Origin of the sequence: Mesorhizobium sp. LMG17149, from assembly GCF_024518695.1 — a bacterium.
In the GTDB taxonomy this organism is placed as follows: Bacteria; Pseudomonadota; Alphaproteobacteria; order Rhizobiales; family Rhizobiaceae; genus Mesorhizobium.
Genome location: NZ_JANIFL010000014.1, coordinates 181,281 through 198,531, shown reverse-complemented (window position 1 = coordinate 198,531; position 17,251 = coordinate 181,281). Strand labels below are relative to the sequence as shown.

The following is a 17,251-nucleotide window of genomic DNA, read 5'->3' as shown; positions in this document are numbered from 1 at the left end:
GTGGCGCGCAAGATCACCGGCAGAACCCACGACGATCCGCGCACCGCCGACACCAGGGCCAAGGTCAAGGACGACTACCGGCCCTCGCGTGACGAAATCCTGCGCTACATCGCCGAAAATCCCGATCGCGCCGGCAAACGCGACATCGCCAAGGCGTTCGCACTGCGCGGCGACGACCGCATCTGGCTGAAGGACATTTTGCGCGACTTGCAGGACGAGGGCGTCCTCACCAAGGAGCGCAAGGGGCTGGCTCGCGTCAGTGCCCTGCCCCATGTCACGGTCCTCGATATTTTCGACCGCGATGCCGATGGCGTGCTCTTGGCCCGTCCTACCGAACACACGGCCAATGGGCCGCCGCCCATCGTTTCCATCCGCCTGTCGCGCAGTGGCAGTGGACCGGCGCCCGGCATTGGCGACCGCGTGCTGGCCAAGACCTTTCCGGCCGACGACACGAACGTCGCCCTGGGCGGCCCCGCCTACACCGGGCGGGTGGTGAAGATTTTCGAAAAACGTACCGATGCCGTGCTCGGTGTCTTTCGCATCTTGCAGGACGGCACCTTCCGCATCGAGCCGGTGGAACGGCGCCAGCCCGAACTGATCGTCGACAAGGAATTCCAGAACGGCGCCAAGAACGGTGATCTGGTGGAGGTCGAGCCGGCGCGGGCTTCCCGCTATGGGCTGCCGAGGGCCAAGGTGCTTAACGTGCTGGGCTCTCTGACCAGTGAAAAGGCGGTCTCTATGATCGCCATCCACGCGCACGACATTCCGCATATCTTCCCGGCCGACGTCATCGCAGAATCCGAAGCGGTCAAACCGGCGACGTTGGATCACCGCGAGGATTGGCGCGACCTGCCGCTGATCACCATCGATCCGGCCGACGCCAAGGACCATGACGACGCCGTCTTCGCCACGCCGGATCTCGACGAGAAGAACCCCGGCGGCGTGGTTGCCACTGTCGCAATCGCCGACGTCGCCGCCTATGTGCGCTACGGCACGGCGCTCGACCGCGAAGCATTGAAGCGCGGCAATTCGGTCTATTTCCCGGATCGCGTCGTGCCGATGCTGCCCGAGCGCATCTCCAACGATCTCTGCTCGCTGCGCGAGGGCCAGGACCGTCCGGCGCTCGCCGTGCGCATGGTTTTTTCAGCCGAGGGCCGCAAGCTCAGGCACTCCTTCCATCGCATCATGATGAAGTCGGCGGCAAAGCTCGCCTACCAACAGGCTCAGGCGGCAATCGACGGCGCGCCGGACGACAAGACAGGTCCGATCCTCAAAACCGTGCTGAAGCCACTGTGGGACGCCTATGCGATCCTGAAGCGCGGTCGCGACGGCCGCCAGCCGCTCGAACTCGACCTGCCCGAGCGCAAGATCGTGCTCAAGCCGGACGGCACCGTCGATCGCGTCATCGTGCCGGACCGGCTCGATGCCCATAAGCTCATCGAAGAATTCATGATCCAGGCCAATGTCGCGGCGGCCGAAACGCTCGAGGCGAAGAAACAGGAACTGGTCTATCGCGTCCATGACGCGCCATCACTGGCCAAACAGGAATCGCTGCGCGAGTTCCTGCAGACATTGGGCCTGTCACTCGCGCGCGGCGCGCAGATGCAGCCAAGCCAGTTCAACGGCATTTTGGAGCGCGTGCGCGGCGCCGACAATGAAGGCCTGGTCAACGAAGTGGTTCTGCGCTCGCAGAGCCAAGCCGAATACTCGCCAAAGAACATCGGCCATTTCGGTCTCAACCTCCGCCGCTACGCGCATTTCACCTCGCCGATCCGCCGCTATGCCGATTTGATCGTGCATCGCGGACTTATTGCCGCACTCGGATTGGGTCCGGGCGGGCTGACGCAGGACGAAGCGGCACGGCTCGAAGATGTCGCCGTGCTGATCTCCGGCACGGAACGCCGCGCAATGGCGGCCGAGCGGGACACGGTCGACCGTCTGATCGCCGCCTACCTTGCCGAACGCGTCGACGACCGGTTCGACGCCCGCATCTCCGGCGTCACCAAGTCAGGACTATTTGTCCAATTGCCGCAGTACGGCGCGGATGGTTTCATCCCGGTGTCAACATTGAACGGCGATTACTATATATACGACGAAACGGCCCGCTCCCTGTTCGGAGAACGCTCGGGCAAAGGCTACCAACTCGCGGACCGCGTCGAGGTCCGTCTCATCGAGGTGGCGCCGATGGCCGGGGCGATGCGCTTCGAGATGTTGACCGACCCGAAGCCTCTGCCGGGCTCCAAGCGGTCGTTTCACAAGGCCAAGGGCCGCGCTCGCGCGTCGCAATCGCGACCGGGTTCGCGCGGCAGGAGACGATGATGACAACAGCCATGGAAGAACAGGTTTTCGGCGGAGAACATCACTCGGGCCGGACCGCGCGCCCGCTGTGGACGGCGATGAAGCGCGGCCTGCTCGGCCGCTGCCCGCATTGCGGCGAAGGCAAGCTGTTTCGCGCTTTCACCAAGACCGTCGACACATGCAGTGTCTGCGGCGAGGAATTGCATCACCACCGGGCCGACGATCTGCCCGCCTATCTGGTCATCGTCATCGTCGGCCATGTCGTGCTGGGCGCCTTCATGGGCGTTGAGGCCACGTCGACGCTGTCCACATGGCAGCACATCGCCATCTGGGTTCCGCTGACCATCCTTTTGTCGGTTGCGTTGCTGCAGCCGATCAAGGGTGCCGTCATCGGACTGCAATGGGCCTTCTATATGCACGGCTTCGGCGGCGAGCACGACGTGATCGAGCCGCATCCCGGAGCCTAGGCCGCAGCCAAGAATGCTGCCTGGCGCAACATACCAACCGTGAAAGGCCACTTTCGCTTGCCAGAAGTTTCCGCTAGGTCCTGCGCATGGACGGTATGACCAAGGCGGAAGTCGACAGGATCGAGCGGAGCATGATCGCTCATAGCGACCGGCCAATTCGCCCGCGCGACGCGGCAACCCTCATCCTGCTCGACCGCAAGGACGATGACGTGCTGGTTCTGATGGGTCGCCGTCATGCCGGCCACGCCTTCATGCCGGGCAAGTTCGTCTTTCCCGGCGGCCGCACCGATCCGGCCGACAGCCGCATACCGGTCGTCGCCGCATTGCACCCGGAGCAGGAAGCCAGGCTGATCGCCGGACCGGGCCGCACAAGCGCCGCACGAGCCCGCGCCATCGCCCTGTCCGCCATCCGCGAAACCTATGAGGAAGCCGGGCTGCTGATCGGCCGCAAGGGTGCTTTCGCAACCCCCAGGCCCGATTGGCAAGGCTTTGCCGAACACGGCGTGCAACCCTCTCTCGACATGCTGCGCTTCGTTGCGCGCGCCATCACGCCGCCCAACCGGGTGCGCCGCTTCGACACCCGCTTTTTCAGCGCCTGGCGTGACGACGTCGCCGTCGAACTGCCCGGTGGCGGTCCCACCAACGAGCTCGAAGAGCTGGTCTGGCTGCCGCTCGCCAAGGCCAGGGAAGCCGACATACCCGACATCACCCGAATGATCCTGGACGAGCTGGAAAAGCGCCTCGCCCATGATCCACTGTTGCGTCCAGGCGGACCCGTGCCCTTCTACCGGCTTGTCCGCAGCCGCTTCACCCGCGAACTTCTCTAGAGCAATTCCAGGAAAAGTGTGACGCGGTTTTCCCGGGAAAAGCGCTCAGCACTTTCCTTAGATCAAACAGGCAGAGTATTCAGCATCCCATGACGGTCGATACCCAACCACAGGGCGACGAACGCGTACACTGGCTGCCGATGGTGGCGGCGATCTCGTCGATCAGCGTCGTCGGCATCGCCATCGGCCTCGGCATGCCGTTGCTCAGCGTCATCCTTGAAACGCGCGGCCATTCGGCTTCGATGATCGGCCTCAACACCGCCGTTGCCGGCCTCGCCTCGATCGCCGGTGCGCCGCTGGCTACTCCGCTCGCCATGCGGTTCGGCGTTGCCTGGACCATGATCGCCATGATCGCCGCCGGCGCGCTGGCCTTTGTCGGCTTTCATTTCGCACCCGATTTCTGGATGTGGTTTCCACTGCGCATCGTGCTGCACATCGCGCTGACGGTGCTGTTCATCCTGTCCGAATTCTGGATCAGCACCTCGGCGCCGCCGCACCGACGCGGCCTTGTGCTGGGCATTTACGCCACTGTCCTGTCGCTCGGCTTTGCCGCCGGACCGTGGCTGTTCGCCCATCTCGGCAGTTCCGGCTTCAGGCCGTTCGGCGTCATCATCGCCTTGGTGACGCTGGCGGCGATACCCGTGCTGGCAGCACGCAACGAGAGCCCCTCGATCGCCTCGGATGGCGAAACCAGCAATTTCCTGCGCTACATCTGGCTGGTGCCGTCGGCGACCGCAGCCGTGCTGGTGTTCGGCGCGGTGGAAACCGGCGGCTTTGCGCTCTTCCCGATCTATGGTAGCCGCATCGGCTATTCCGAGGCCGATGCGGCCCTTCTGCTGACCATGATCGGCCTCGGCAATGTGTTGTTGCAGATCCCGATCGGCATGATCAGCGACCGCGTCAGCGATCGCCGCTACCTGCTGATTGCCTGCGCCACGGTCGGTCTTATCGGCACCGTCTTCATGCCCTTCTTCGCCCAGAATTGGCATTTGATGGCCGCGCTTCTGTTCGTCTGGGGCGGCGTCGTCGCTGCCATGTACACGATCGGCCTTGCCCATCTCGGCTCGCAGCTTTCCGGCCATGAACTGGCGTCGGCCAACGCCGCCTTCGTGCTGTGCTACGGTGTCGGCATGGTGCTCGGCCCGCAGGCGATCGGCATCGGCATGGATGCGTTCGGCCCGTCCGGCTTCGGCTGGTCGCTCGGCCTGTTCTTCGCCGCCTATATCGCTTTGGTCGCCGTCAGGTTGGTTCGCAAGATCCTGCTGTAGCGCAACTGCCGCCAGCCCTGCATTTGGCGCGCACGGTGGCAGGCTGCTGACAGAACCGTGTCAGGAGCACAGGGCTAAAAGAGTGTCCCAAAACACTTGAGGACACTTCCATGATCGACAGCGGCTTTGAAACCACATCGCTACGAATGACACTGCTTCTGCTCGTGACCTTCCAGGCTCCGGCCGCCGACGTCGACCGCATCATGGATGCTGTGGTGGCGATTGCGCCGCTGGCCATGGGCAAATATGACCGCAATGCCTATCAGTCGGCGCACGGCATCGAACGCTACAGGCCGCTTGACGGTGCGGCCGCCGGTGCCGAAACCGAATTGCGGCGGCGGCCCGGCACGGTCGAGGTTTCCTTCGAACTGCCGGACGATCAGGTGCTGGCCGCCCGCGTCGTCGAGGCGATTTTCCAGGCCCATTCCTACCAGGAACCGGTGATCCGCATTCAACCGATTCTCGCCAGCCGTTCCAAGGGACTGGACGACCGCGCCAATCCGAATCGCTGGTGGAACACGACCGGAGACTGGAAGAAGGTTGCGTCACCGGCGACAGAAACCGCATGATTTCCGTTCACCAGCAGGCTCAGGCGGGTCGCACCAGGCTTGCCGGGCTTGACTTTCCGGGCGCGTTCTTTATGTGTCGCGCCAAGTTTCCCGCGTCCGGGTGTTTCCCCGTGCTCCAGCGGCCAAAACCCCACGAACAAACGGACTGATATCATGGCCAAAGCCGCAAACATCAAGATCAAGCTTCTGTCGACCGCCGACACCGGTTTCTTCTACGTGACCAGCAAGAACAGCCGCACCAAGACCGACAAGCTGTCGTTCCGCAAGTACGACCCGGTCGCCAAGAAGCACGTCGAATTCAAGGAAACCAAGATCAAGTAATCTGGTTTCCCGCTGCAATGCCGAAACGCCGCCCAATGGGCGGCGTTTTTCGTTTGTAGCCAGTTGATTTCGTTGCACGTGAGCAGAGACTGCAGCCAAAAGGATTGACCCTTCGCCAAGGTTGCGGCACCCTTCGCCGTGGGTTGGGTGTCATGAACAAGGCGCCTATGGATGTCGAAGAAGGTGAAAGCTGCAATCATTGCAGCCCTTGTCGCTCTGGTTGCTGGCTTCGCCGTCAGCAACGGGCTGATAAGCCAGCAGACGGCCGATGAGATCAAGGCCAGGACTGACCAGGTTCTGAGTGAGGAAGAGGCCGCACCGCCTGCACCTCAGCCTGACAGTCCCGCCGCGCCTTCCACGGAACCCCCACCGCAGGCTCCGACCCCTCCCGCCGCCGCACCCCCGCAAGGATCACAACAGGGTCAATGAAGGAGCCCCGCCAGTATTGGCTCCTCTCGTGCGATCGTGCCACCTTGAGTGTATCGTTTTAATACAATCGGCGATTGGTAGACTTGCACCACGGATAGGCAGTTAGTTTCAGCGTCAGGCAAAAAGGGGGGAAATGCCTCGCACTGGGAGAAAACGATGTCCGTACAAAAAGGCGACTTTCGAACCAACAGAGCCGACTACGTGATTGCCGCGATGCATGGCGGAGTGACCGCCGACGACAGCGTTCGAGACGAGAACCTGGCAAGGAGAAAGAAGTCCCTGTGGCTGAAGGAGCGGCGATCGGCCAAGTCGGCTGAGAACCCGTTGGACAGTTCGCCGCTGTCCAAAAGAAGCCCTCGCGGTTAGCGGTCTACAATCCTCTTCCGCGATCACACCATATCCGCACACAACCCACTCGCCCATATTGCAGGCGCCGCCGTCGGTGTGACTAACTCCGACGGCGGCCCAATTCGTGGCGAAACGACCTCCGTTCTTTTGAGAAGACGGCGGGACTAAGGTCTTGCGCTGTAGACGCAAAGGTCCGAGTGGTCCTGTTAGGTTCCGGAAATGTCTGTTGGACGTTCCGCTATTTTATCCAATTGAAATGTAGCGTTACCTGTATTTCCCGCCCGACATCGGCGCCTCATACGGCTGCCCGCCGCCCGGCTGAGTCCCCCTCAGCCGATGCGATCACCGCTTTTCGGATCGAACAGATGCAATTGGTCTGGTTCGACAACCAACCTCACCTCGTCGCCTGGCTTCACGCCGGCACGGCCCATGGCAAAGACGCAAAGCTGCTGGCTGGCCAGCTTGACGTAGAACTGCGTCGAAAGCCCGAGCGGCTCGACCACCCCCACCTCGCCCTTCAACGCGCCGTCATCCGCCAACTTGATATGCTCGGGCCGCAGACCGACGGTGATGGCGTCACCGTCCGTCAGCGGCAGGCCTTCCGGCAGGCGCAGCGCCTGGCCATCGGTCAGTACAGCCTCCGGGGTACCACCCTTGCGAACAATCGCCGGCAGGAAATTCATGCCGGGGGAACCGATGAAACCGGCGACGAACATGTTGGCCGGCCGATCATAGAGATCGAGCGGTGCGCCGACCTGCTGGATCAACCCGTCATGCATGACGACGATCCGGTCGGCCATGGTCATCGCCTCGATCTGGTCATGCGTGACATAAACCGATGTCGTCTTCAGCTGCTGGTGCAGCGCCTTGATCTCGGCGCGCATATGGACGCGCAGCTTGGCGTCGAGGTTCGACAGCGGCTCGTCGAACAGGAAAACCTTGGGATCGCGCACGATGGCACGCCCCATGGCGACGCGCTGGCGCTGGCCGCCGGACAGTTGCCGCGGCAGGCGCTGCAGGAACGTGTCGAGCCCGAGCCGCCTGGCGGCGCCGTCCACCCTGGCGTCGATCGTCGTTTTCTCCGCCTTCTTCAGGAGCAGGCTGAAACCCATGTTCTTCGACACGTCCATATGCGGATAGAGCGCGTAGGACTGGAAAACCATGGCGATGTCGCGGTCCTTGGGTGCCACGTCATTGACCAGCCGCTCGCCGATGCGGATCTCGCCGCCGGAAGCCTCCTCCAGCCCGGCGATCATGCGCAAGAGCGTGGACTTGCCGCAGCCTGACGGCCCAACCAGGACGACGAACTCGCCATCGGCGATTTCAAGGTCGACCGCGTGCAGGACGCGGACGGCGCCATAGTCCTTGCGGACGTTTTCGAGCGTAACAGAGGCCATCGATCTATCCTTTGACGGCGCCGGCGGTAAGGCCGGTGACGAGATAGCGTTGCAGGAAGGCGAAGAAGATACAGACCGGGATCAGCGCCAGGATGGACGCCGCCATCATTTGTCCCCAGTCGACGGCGAACTTGCCGATGAAGGTGAGCAAGCCGACGGCAAAGGTCTTCTGGTCGTCGCTGGAAATCAGCATCAGCGCGAACAGAAGCTCGCTCCAGGCAGCGGTGAAGACGAAGCCGAGCGTCGCGCCCATGCCGGGCAGCGTCAGCGGCACGATCACCTTGCGCATGGCCTGCGCGCGGGTGCAGCCGTCGATCATCGCGGCCTCTTCCAAATCCTTGGGGATGCCGTCGAAGAACGACTGCATCAGGAAGGTGGCAAAGGCCGTGTTGAAGGCGGTGTAGATGATGATCAGCCCGGTCAGGCTGTTGATCAGGCCGATCTGCCCCATCACGCGGTAGATCGGCGGAATGACCATCACCAGCGGAAAAGTCTGGGTGAGCAGCAACATCAGCGCCAAGGCTGCCTTGCCGCGAAAGGTGAAGCGCGACATGGCATAGCCGGCGAGCGTGGCGATGATCGTCACCAGTGCCGCTGTCGAGACCGAGACGATGACGCTGTTGAGGAAATAGCGCGGGAAATCGGTCGTCTCGAGCACGGTGACGAAGTTCTGCAGCGTCATGTGCGATGGCCAGAAGGTGATGCCTTCGGAATAGAGCAGCCGCTCCGGCGTGACCGAGATCTTCAGCGTCCAGTAGATCGGGAACAGGGCAAAGAGCACGTAGGCCGCGATTGCCGCGTAGAGGCCGATGCCGCCGAAGAAGCGCTGCGAGGCTGTGCGTCCTGCGATCATCAGACGTGCCTCACCAGCGTGCGACGGATGCCGATCAGGGCGATCGCATAGGCGATGAGCAGGACCAGCAGCAGCACGGCCACCGCCGAGGCATAGCCCTTGTCCAGCGATTTGAAGGCGCTGACGTAGATGTAGACCGGCACCGTGTTGGTCGAGCCGGCCGGCCCGCCCTCCGTCATCACGAAGATCAGGTCGGCGAAGGTGGCGATCCAGATGGTGCGCAACATCACAGTGATGGCGATGGTCGGCGCCAGGAACGGCAGCGTCACCTTGGTGAAGCGCTGCCAGGGCGAGGCTCCATCGATAGCCGCTGCCTCATGCAGTTCCGATGGAATGGATTTCAGTGCCGCAAGGAGCGTGATGGCGAAGAACGGAATGCCGAACCAGATATTGGCGACGATCGGTCCCCACATGGCGGTTGAGGGATCGGACAGCACATTGGTCGGCTGGGCTTTCAGCCCCAACGCAAACAGCCAGTGCGGCAGCGGGCCGATGATCGGATTGAACAGCCAGGCCCAGGTCAGGCCTGACAGGAAGGACGGCACCGCCCAAGGCAGGAAGACCAGGGCTTGTACTGCCTTGCGGCCGCGAAACGGCTTGTCGAGCAGGAGCGCCAGGCCAAGGCCGAGGAAGAACTGGAAGAAAAGGCTGGCGACGGTCCACCACAACGTGTTGACCAGCGCCTGCCCCAGCACCTGATCCGACAGCATCGCCTGGTACTGCCCGAGCCCGACATATTCGGACTTGAACGCTGAGAACTTGCGGAAGGAGTAGCTGATGCCGATGACCAGCGGCACCAAAAGCACCACGACCAGCAGGATGATCGCCGGGCTGAGATAGAGCCATGGCTCGATGGCGGCGTGGGATAGCCGCTTGCGACGCGGCTTGCCGGCGGATCGTATTTCGGACACGGCATAAGTCATTGGGTGCTAAATCGTCTCCTGGAGGAGCGCCGGAATTGGCGACAAGCGTCCTTCTCCCCGTTCACGGGGAGAAGATGCCGGCAGGCAGATGAGGGGCAGCGCGAACCTATCGAGGCATAGCGCCGCCCCTCATCCGGCCCTATCGGGCCACCTTCTCCCCGTAAACGGGGAGAAGGGAAGAAAAACTACTTCTTGTTCTTCGCCAGCCAGTCCTGCTGTTCCTTGGTCAGGAAGGCAGCCCATTGGTCGGCGACGTCCTTGGCCGTCTTCTGGCCAAGCAGCACTTCCTGAAAATTCTTGATCGCCACCTGGTCGACGAAATTGCCGAGGTTCTCCAGATGCGTCGGCGGGGTGACCATTTCATATTTGGAGCTGTCGCTGAGCTCCGTGAACCAGCCCTTGAACTGCTCCGTCTTGAAATGGGGATCCTGGTCGGCGCCGTTGTGGATCGGGACGACGCCGACTTCCTTGGCCCATTCCAGATTGTCCTTCGGCGACAGAAGCGTCGCCATCAGCTTCCAGGCGTCGTCCTTGTGCTGCGAGTTGGCAAACATCGCCCAGCCGGCATAGCCCAGCGTCGGATAGGATTTGCCGCTCGGTCCGACCGGCAAAGGCGCCACGGCGAAATCGTCCGCGCTCATCTTGTCGGCGATGCCGAGCAGCGCGTCCGGATCCTGGTTGAGCATGGCACAGGTGCCGGAATAGAAGCCGGTGACCGTTTCGTTGAAACCCCAGCTCACCGCATCCTTCGGCGCCAATCCGTCCTTGTACATGTCGGCCAGCATCTGCAGGCCCTTGACCGAGCCTTCTTCGTTGATCGTCGAAGTGCCGTCCTCGTTGAAGTAGCCGCCCTTGCCGGCGGCGATGTTCATGAACATGTGCATGCCGTTGAAGGCGCCCGGCCCGCCGCGCAGGCAGTAGCCGTACTTCCCCGGGAGCGCGGAAATCTTCTTGGAATCGGCGATGAAATCGTCGAGCGTCGCCGGCGGTCCGTCGAGGCCGGCCTCCTTGAACAGCTTCTTGTTCCAGAACAGCGCGTTCACATAGTAGCCGTAGGGGATCATGAACTGGGTGTTGTTGACGGTCGAGCCGAACTGCTTGGCGCGGTCGCCGAGCGTCTTGGCATCATCCCATTTGGCCATATAGGGGCCGAGATCCTCGAGCTGGGCATTGTTGGCATAGAGGCCCATCCAGCGTTCCGGCATTTCGACGATGTCAGGCGTATCGCCGGCCTGCACCATGGTCAGAAATTTCTCGAACGCCTGGCCCCAGGGCAGCGAGATAAGCTCGACCTTGATGCCCGGATTGGCTGTTTCGAATTCGGCGATCTGCTTCTTCAGGAATTCGGTGCGCGGCGGGCTGGTGATGACTTCGACCATTTTCAGGGTCGAGTCGGCCACGGCATTTCCGGCGGAAATCGCCAGCCCCGCAACGGTGGCCAGCATGACGGTCAGTTTTTTCATGTTCAAGACTCCCATTTTGAACCCGCTTGTTATTTTCTGGCTTTTTCGAAGGCCTGGGCGACGTCAGCCCACAGGTCTTCGACACTCTCCAATCCGACATTGAAGCGGATGGTTCGGGGGCTGACGCCGAAGCGCGCCATCGAATTCAGGCCCGGCGTCTGCTCCAGCGACGCCTTGGCCGGTACGACCAGGCTTTCATGCCCGCCCCAGCTGACGCCGATGCGGAAATATTTCAGCGCGTCGACGAAGACGGGAATGTCGATCTCGTCCGTCACCTCGAAGGAGAACAGACCGGCATAGCCGGCCAGCGTCGCCTTGCCCGGATGGTTCGAATAGACGGGATGGTTGACGCGCTCGACATTGGCATGCGCCTTCAGCCGTTCGGCGATGGTCAGGCCGCTCTTCATGTGGTGCGGCAGGCGCAGCGGCAGCGTGCGCAGGCCGCGCAGCAACAGCCACGCCTCGAATGGCGACAGCTTGCCGCCGAGATAGGAATAGGTCTGCTCGTTGATGTGCTTGATATGAGCAGCCGCACCCGCCACGACGCCCGCGACGGTGTCGCTGTGGCCGCCAAGGTATTTCGAGGCCGAATGCAGAACCAGGTCGACACCATGCGTGATCGGCTTCTGGAAGACCGGCGTCGCCCAGGAATTGTCGATGGTGGTGACGATGCCCTGTTCCTTGGCCAACCGTGTCAGATGCGCGATGTCCTGCAACTCGAACATCATCGAGGTCGGGCTTTCCAGATAAAGCAGCTTGGCGCCGGGAAGTGCCGCCGCGACCGCATCCGGGTCGGAGCCGTCGACATAGTCGACCTTGATGTTAAGCCGCGGCAACAGCCGCTCGAACAAACGATAGGCATCGCCATAGCAATTGCGCACCGCCACGATGCGCTCGCCTGCCCCAACGAATGCAAGCACCGTGGCGCTGATCGCCGCCATGCCACTGGAAAAGCCGCGCGCTGCTTCTGCGCCTTCGAGCGCGGCGACACGTGCCTCGAACTCCATCACCGTCGGATTGTCGCCACGCGAGTAGATCGGCTGCTTTCGTTTGCCGGCAAAGGTATCGGCCATCTCGGCATAGCTGGCGAAGGTGAACAGCGAGGTCTGGTAGATCGGCGGCACCACCGCACCGCCGGGAAACGGTTCGTCATGCGCCAAAAGTGTTGCCGCCTCCAAGAGATAGTCGTGATCGAAACCGGATGGATGCTCGTTCATGTCTGGCTCGAAAGTTTGAGTTTGGCCGCACCGCGCTTGAGATCGTCCTCGACGGTGGCGATCAGCTTGAGCGCTTCGGCGCGGGCGCCCTGTGGGTCGCGCGCGGCAATGCATTCGTAGATGGCGCGGTGATAGGGAAAGCTGGCGTGGCCGAAATCACGAACGCCGAGCGGATGCTCCCAGAAGCGGTGGAACAATTCGTACATGGCGGCGATGATCTGCTCGAACAGCGGATTACCCGAAGCCCGGTAGATCGCCTGGTGGAACTCCCAATCCTCTTCCGACGACATGCCGTCGCGCGTGCGGAACGCCTGCTCCATGATGTCGAGCTTGCGTGCGATTTCGGCGATGTCGGCCTGGCTGGCGCGTTCGGCGCAAAGGGCTGCGGCTTCCGCCTCCAGCGCGCGGCGGATCTCCATCGTCTGCATCAGACTGGTGAAATCATTGCCGCCCGCCAGCGTCAGCGGCATGTGCAGCATATCGTGTGAAACAGCCGCCTTGAGATAGGTGCCGCTGCCCTGCCGGCGCTCGACGAGGCCGAGCCCTTCCCAGCGTGTCAGTGCCTCGCGCACGGTGTTGCGGCTGACCTTCAGCCGCTCGGCCAGAATGCGTTCGGTTGGAAGCCGCTCGCCCGGCTGCAAGGCCTCGGCGCGAACAAAGCCCACCAACGCCTTCAGCACGGCGTCGTCGCGCGCCGTGGTCTGAATGGGTGGCAGGCTGTTCTGGTCCACATTTCCTCCAAATGGTCCAATGGTCCAACCAATTTCTGCACAGAAGGAAGCTCCTGTCAACCAACTGTCAAGAGCACTGTCGGAGGGAGGAGCGCAATACTCTCAAGGCGATCGCGCGGTCGCACTTCGATCGTGTCTGCTAACCTGCGGTGGCAGGCGGCCCGAACCAGGTGGTCAGCGCGTCCACCAGGCCCTGCTGGGTTCCCGCCCCGACCCAAGCCACATAACCATCGGGCCGGATCAAGACCGCGTCGGGCGAAACGACCGTCCCGAGAGCCGGGAGGTCCCAGATACCGGCGTAACCGGCGTCGATCTGCCGGACCCGATCAGCCCAGGACGCGATGTCCAGCCTGCCGGGCTCACCGAGGTTGAGCAGCACGGGCCGCGCGTCGTGCAGCAAGGTGAAGACCCGCAACCGTCCGCCGGCGGTGGTCAGATCGAGATCGGGCATTCGCCGCCCAAGCAGTGGATGCCCCTCGCCAAGGTCGTAATGAACACCCAGACCAGACACCTCCGCGGCGATTTTCTTGCGGGGTTCATCCATGCCGAGCAACTCGGCAACGGTGTCGGCCAAGGCCTTGCTGCGGTCATCCGTGCGGCGAAGCGCAACCTGCGCCATCGTGTTGCGCAACACGCGGGCGGCGACCGGATGGCGCTCGGCGTGATAGCTTTCGAGCAGGCTTTGCGGCGATGTCCCCTTGATGATTTGGGCCAGCTTCCATCCAAGGTTCACCGCATCCTGCACGCCGATGTTGAGGCCCTGTCCGCCCATCGGCGGATGGATGTGCGCGGCATCACCCGCCAGCAGCACGCGCCTGTCGCGATATGCGGTGGCCTGGCGCGTCATGTCGGTGAAGCGGGAGAGCCAGGTCGGGCTGTGGACCCCGAAGTCGGTGCCGTAGATCACAGTCAGCGCCTCGCTGAGCTCGCGCAGGGTCGGTTCGCCGCGCGCCTCCAGGCGGGGCTCCGTCAGCACGACGCCAACCTTCTTGCCGCCCTCGATCTTACCCAGAGCATGAATTCCGGAGGCGTTGCTGCGGAAGCCCCATGCCGGTTCTTCCGACATTTCGACCTCGGCAATCATCCAGCTCATCGTCGGATCCCATCCGGCGAACTCGATACCGGTCGCCTTGCGAATGGTGCTGCGGCCTCCGTCGCACCCGACCAGATATGCGGCCCTCAGGCGGTGACCGGTGGACAGTTCGACATCGACGCCGCTGTCGTCCTGGGCAAACCCCGCAACCTCGTGTTCACGATAGATCGGCACCTTCAACTCGCCGACCCAGTCGGCCAGGATGCGCTCGATGTGGTTTTGCCGCAGTGCCAGCAGATAATTGTGGCGCGTGGGAAAATCGCTGATGCCTAACCGGATCATGTGGAAGCCCACGGACGGCGATATCTGTCCCTGTGAAAGAAACCGATCCACAATTCCGCGCTGGTCGAGCACCTCAAGAGTGCGCGCATGCAGGCCGCCTGCGCGCAATCCTGCCAATTTCTGATCCGGTCGCCTTTCGAAAATGGCAACGTCCACGCCTGCCAGCGCCAGTTCGCCTGCCAGCATCAATCCCGTCGGACCACCCCCGGCGATCACAACCGCATGATCTGAAATCATTATCATAACTCCCGTTTTCCGCACCCTGGCTTGGGTCGCGGTTTTACGGGAGGAGCCGGGTCTTGCCGCAAGCCCCTTGTGCGCCATATCTATGAAATGGAAGGGGTGCTCTTCCCCTCATCGTTGGCTGCTCTCACAGCGAAGCTGTGTTGGAACGGCTAGAACGGGTGTTCCGATTCACATGCAAAAACGCAGATTCCTCCGTGCTTTAGCACGGAGTTCTGATGTTCTTTTGGAGAGAAGGGGGCCGGTCGGCGTTTGGCAGCGGTACGAGGAGGCCACTATGTGCCAGCGCCGGCCGGCCGACCCCACGGACCCAGGAGATGCGGCGGACCTGAGCATCATGGGGTGTTCCCAGGATCGGAGCCGGTTTTCTATCCTCGTGCCGGCTTCGTCTTGGCCTGCACAGTTGCGCAAGAGTTTATGAAAATCAACAGTTTCTTAACCAAGGCTCGCGAATCGCTTGGATTAAGGTAAACGGGTAACCCTGTCGGGTTGACAGGATAATCGGGGCTGGATCGCTACGCCGCCTTGGCGACGACGCGATTTCGGCCGCCGCTTTTGGCTTCGTAGAGCGCGAGATCGGCACGCTTCATCAGCGCCGCCACCGTGTCCACGCCCTTCAGCACCGACGACACGCCGACGCTGACCGTGACTTCGATCGCCTTGCCGTCCTGCCCGATGGCGAAAGCCGCCTGGGCGATTTCGGCGCGAATGCGCTCGGCTACCTTCTCGGCCACCGCGCCCTCGGTGTCCGGCATCACCACGACGAACTCCTCCCCGCCAAAGCGGCAGGCAAGGTCGATACCCCTGACATTCTTGCGCAGCCGTCGTGCGAATTCCCGCAGAACCTCGTCGCCGCCGTCATGACCGTGCGCGTCGTTGATCGCCTTGAAGCGGTCGAGGTCGGTGATCATCACCGACAGCGGCCGGCGCCGCGCCACGGCGCGATCGAACAGCGTCTGCAGGTGGCTGTCCAGATAGCGGCGGTTGTGCAGCCCGGTCAGTCCATCGGTCACCGCCATTTCGATGGTCTGGGTGACGCTGGCGCGCAGCTGGTCATTGTAACGCTTGCGGCGCACCTGGGTGCGCAGCCGCGCCGTCAATTCCTGCTGGTCGATCGGCCGCATCAGATAATCATTGATGCCGAGTTCGAGGCCGCGGATGATGCGTTCCTCCTCGCCCTCCTCCGCCAACAGGATGATCGGCACGAAACGGGTGCGATCGAGCGAGCGCAACTGCGAACAGAGCCTCAGCGGATCGAAATCGGCGAACGCGGTCGAGATCATCACGCATTCATAGGACGTCTCGGCGGCCTGGAAGAAACCGGCATGCGGATCATGTGTGACGTCGAGATCGGCCCGGTCGCGCAGCATCTTCTGGATGCGCTCGACGGATGATTTGCGCTCGTCGATCAAAAGCACCTTGGGCGTCGTGTCCTCGGATGCGAAATTGCGGCTGAGCAACTCCTCGATGCCGATGTTGCGCGTCGTCGAGGCGCGCAGCCGCAACTCGTCGGTCAGCGACTTCAGGCGAACTAGGCTCTTGACGCGCGTCATAAGCTGCAGGTCGTTGACCGGCTTGGTCAGGAAGTCGTCGGCACCGGCCTCGAGCCCGCGGACGCGGTCGGAGACCTGATCGAGCGCGGTGATCATCACCACCGGAATGTGCGATGTCGCCGGATCGCTCTTCAGCCGCCGACAGACCTCGAAGCCGTCCATGTCCGGCATCATCACGTCGAGCAGCACGACATCGACCTTGCCGTTCTCGCAGGTCTCGATCGCATCCGGCCCGTTGGTGGCGGTCAGCACTTCGAAATATTCGGCCAGCAGCCGCACTTCCAGCAGCCGCACATTGGCAGGGATATCGTCGACGACGAGGATCCGCGCAGTCATTTCACAAGGCTCCGGCTCGGCTGAAGGGGCACATCACGCATCGCCCAGATAGGATTTGATGGTTTCGATGAAACGCGGCACCGAGATCGGCTTCGAAATATAAGCCTCGCAGCCGCCCTGGCGGATACGTTCCTCGTCGCCCTTCATGGCGAAGGCGGTCACCGCAATGACCGGGATGACGTGCAGCTCGTCGTCTTCCTTCAGCCATTTGGTCACTTCAAGCCCCGACACTTCAGGCAATTGGATATCCATCAGGATCAGATCCGGCCGGTGCTGGCGCGCCAGATCGAGCGCTTCCAGACCGTTGCGGGTGCGCACGGTCTCGTAACCGCTTGCCTCGATGAGGTCCCGAAAGAGCTTCATATTGAGCTCATTGTCTTCGACGATCATAACCTTCTTCGGCATCGATTTCCCGTCCCGGCTGCCCTTCCGCTTCGAAGGCGACCGTCATGCGCCCATGTCTGAACGCACCAAACCCTGCTTCACTTTACGGCAATATGATTGACGAAACGGAAATCCGCGGCTGGAAAACAGCGCTAATTCCACCTCGTCCCTGCGCGTCCAAAGGGCGCGCCGCGCTCTAATGGCTTGCCGCAAGCAACTCTTGCCATTACTGCGGGAGAGACTCATTCC

General features: G+C 62.4%; 16 protein-coding genes. 7 read left to right on the top strand and 9 right to left on the bottom strand.

The features are described 5' to 3' along the window. From rnr to NP945_RS28515, 7 genes are all read left to right on the top strand, one after another. A complete protein-coding gene (gene rnr / locus NP945_RS28545; RefSeq protein WP_256748187.1) occupies positions 1-2,319 on the top strand; it encodes a ribonuclease R in 2,319 nt (772 codons plus the stop codon). Between the two features lie 11 nt (positions 2,320-2,330). Continuing rightward, positions 2,331-2,765 (top strand): DUF983 domain-containing protein, encoded by a 435-nt coding sequence (locus NP945_RS28540; protein ID WP_174800363.1) that lies wholly within the window; start codon positions 2,331-2,333, stop codon positions 2,763-2,765. A gap of 86 nt (positions 2,766-2,851) precedes the next feature. After that, positions 2,852-3,592 (top strand): NUDIX domain-containing protein, encoded by a 741-nt coding sequence (locus NP945_RS28535; RefSeq protein WP_127398794.1) that lies wholly within the window; start codon positions 2,852-2,854, stop codon positions 3,590-3,592. An 89-nt stretch (positions 3,593-3,681) separates the two neighbouring features. After that, positions 3,682-4,860: an MFS transporter gene (locus NP945_RS28530; RefSeq protein WP_023810543.1), complete on the top strand. Its 1,179-nt coding sequence runs from the start codon at positions 3,682-3,684 to the stop codon at positions 4,858-4,860. Positions 4,861-4,970: 110 nt separating this feature from the next. Next, positions 4,971-5,429, top strand: a complete 459-nt coding sequence (locus NP945_RS28525) for a hypothetical protein (protein WP_127271458.1) — start codon at positions 4,971-4,973, stop codon at positions 5,427-5,429. Positions 5,430-5,582: 153 nt separating this feature from the next. Next, positions 5,583-5,750: a 50S ribosomal protein L33 gene (rpmG, locus tag NP945_RS28520; protein WP_006201775.1), complete on the top strand. Its 168-nt coding sequence runs from the start codon at positions 5,583-5,585 to the stop codon at positions 5,748-5,750. 585 nt (positions 5,751-6,335) lie between these two features. Then, the gene (locus NP945_RS28515) at positions 6,336-6,545 is read left to right on the top strand and encodes a hypothetical protein (RefSeq protein ID WP_127271560.1); all 210 of its coding nucleotides are present in this window, start codon (positions 6,336-6,338) and stop codon (positions 6,543-6,545) included. 311 nt (positions 6,546-6,856) lie between these two features. Here the strand turns inward: NP945_RS28515 and NP945_RS28510 are convergent, their stop codons facing one another. The 9 genes from NP945_RS28510 to NP945_RS28470 all read right to left on the bottom strand — a co-directional run bounded on the left by NP945_RS28510 (position 6,857) and on the right by NP945_RS28470 (position 17,023). After that, positions 6,857-7,924, bottom strand: a complete 1,068-nt coding sequence (locus NP945_RS28510; RefSeq protein WP_256748186.1) for an ABC transporter ATP-binding protein — start codon at positions 7,922-7,924, stop codon at positions 6,857-6,859. Positions 7,925-7,928: 4 nt separating this feature from the next. After that, positions 7,929-8,777: a carbohydrate ABC transporter permease gene (locus NP945_RS28505; protein ID WP_256748185.1), complete on the bottom strand. Its 849-nt coding sequence runs from the start codon at positions 8,775-8,777 to the stop codon at positions 7,929-7,931. Further along, positions 8,777-9,700, bottom strand: a complete 924-nt coding sequence (locus NP945_RS28500; RefSeq protein ID WP_256748184.1) for a carbohydrate ABC transporter permease — start codon at positions 9,698-9,700, stop codon at positions 8,777-8,779. Before NP945_RS28500 ends, NP945_RS28505 begins: the two co-directional genes overlap by 1 nt. A gap of 185 nt (positions 9,701-9,885) precedes the next feature. After that, positions 9,886-11,163 carry a sugar ABC transporter substrate-binding protein gene (locus NP945_RS28495; RefSeq protein WP_127270754.1) on the bottom strand — a complete coding sequence of 426 codons (1,278 nt, stop codon included), beginning with the start codon at positions 11,161-11,163 and terminating at the stop codon, positions 9,886-9,888. 29 nt (positions 11,164-11,192) lie between these two features. Next, complete coding sequence (locus NP945_RS28490) at positions 11,193-12,380, bottom strand: PLP-dependent transferase (RefSeq protein WP_256748183.1); 1,188 nt, start codon at positions 12,378-12,380, stop codon at positions 11,193-11,195. Then, positions 12,377-13,111: a FadR/GntR family transcriptional regulator gene (locus NP945_RS28485; protein ID WP_256748182.1), complete on the bottom strand. Its 735-nt coding sequence runs from the start codon at positions 13,109-13,111 to the stop codon at positions 12,377-12,379. Before NP945_RS28485 ends, NP945_RS28490 begins: the two co-directional genes overlap by 4 nt. 139 nt (positions 13,112-13,250) lie before the next feature. Further along, positions 13,251-14,723 (bottom strand): FAD-dependent monooxygenase, encoded by a 1,473-nt coding sequence (locus NP945_RS28480; RefSeq protein WP_256748181.1) that lies wholly within the window; start codon positions 14,721-14,723, stop codon positions 13,251-13,253. Between the two features lie 521 nt (positions 14,724-15,244). Then, on the bottom strand, positions 15,245-16,618 hold the full coding sequence (locus tag NP945_RS28475) for a PleD family two-component system response regulator (RefSeq protein WP_023810534.1): 1,374 nt from the start codon (positions 16,616-16,618) through the stop codon (positions 15,245-15,247). Between the two features lie 33 nt (positions 16,619-16,651). Next, positions 16,652-17,023, bottom strand: coding sequence for a response regulator (locus NP945_RS28470; RefSeq protein WP_013531932.1), 372 nt, complete (start codon positions 17,021-17,023; stop codon positions 16,652-16,654). Positions 17,024-17,251 lie beyond the last annotated feature (228 nt).